The organism is Aliivibrio sp. SR45-2, from assembly GCF_963890165.1.
Classification (GTDB): Bacteria; Pseudomonadota; Gammaproteobacteria; order Enterobacterales; family Vibrionaceae; genus Aliivibrio; species Aliivibrio salmonicida.
The window spans coordinates 1-999 of record NZ_CAWPRC010000075.1; the positions used below are offsets into that span (position 1 = coordinate 1).

Below are 999 nucleotides of genomic sequence, written 5' to 3' on the forward strand. Positions count from 1 at the left end.
ATTGGAGCGAAAGCAAGGCTCGTATAACAAAGCAATCAACACGATGCTATTTACATTCGGCATTCGCGGTTTGGAGTATAATTGGTTTTGTAAGTCGGTCTTTCGCACGTGTTATTGCGGCGTTAGCTGCTTCAAAGAAGGAATTTAGTATGCAAGGTGAGAAATGGCTCTCAGGTACGGAGCTTAAAGGGAAAATAGTCACATTGATTCCACTACAACTAGAGCATGCGTCAGCTCTTGTTGAAGCTGCTTCTGATGGTGAACTTTGGGACTTATGGTATACAAAAATACCAAGTAAAGAGACTGTAAACGGGTATATTGAATTGGCTTTAAGCGAACAGGACGCTGGGCGTTCTTTGGCTTTTTCTGTCATTGATAATGAAACTCAAACCATAATCGGTACAACTCGTTTATGCCACGCTGATTGTGTGAATAAACGGGTAGAAATTGGTTATACGTGGTATGCGAAAAATTATCAGAGAACCTCAGTAAATACCGAATGTAAGTTCCTTCTTCTTTCTCATGCATTTGAAAACCTCTCAGCAATCGCAGTTGAGTTTAGAACTCATTGGCATAATCATGCTTCACGTAATGCAATAGCTCGTTTGGGTGCAAAGCAAGACGGTGTAATTAGAAATCATCAACAAATGGCAGATGGTAGCTATCGAGATACCGTTGTATTTTCGGTAATTAATAGTGAGTGGTTAGCCGTAAAAGCTAGTTTGTTATTCAAACTGGAAAGGCGCAGCTAACAATTGCATCAACACGATTTGCTACACTCGGCGTTGTCAGTTTGCCTTTAGTTTTAGTGATTAAGGCAGTAAAATTCAGCTAGGTCTGTATCGTAGTAAACGTGTTATGCAGGCGTTATATGCTGGTGTGCCCCACAGAATTAGAACACATTCTATACTTAGGTTATACCTATCTGGAGGCTACCATGAGCAAGCATTATACTAAATCTTATCCTGAAGAGTATCGTAAAGAAGCTGTCCGACTCGC

Annotated in this window: 1 protein-coding gene; it reads left to right on the forward strand. The window is 40.6% G+C overall.

All coding sequences use genetic code 11. The features are described 5' to 3' along the window. Positions 1-752, forward strand: a 752-nt coding sequence (locus AACV33_RS03420) for a GNAT family N-acetyltransferase (protein ID WP_255458674.1), incomplete at its 5' end; no start/stop codon positions are given. Positions 753-999: the final 247 nt, after the last annotated feature.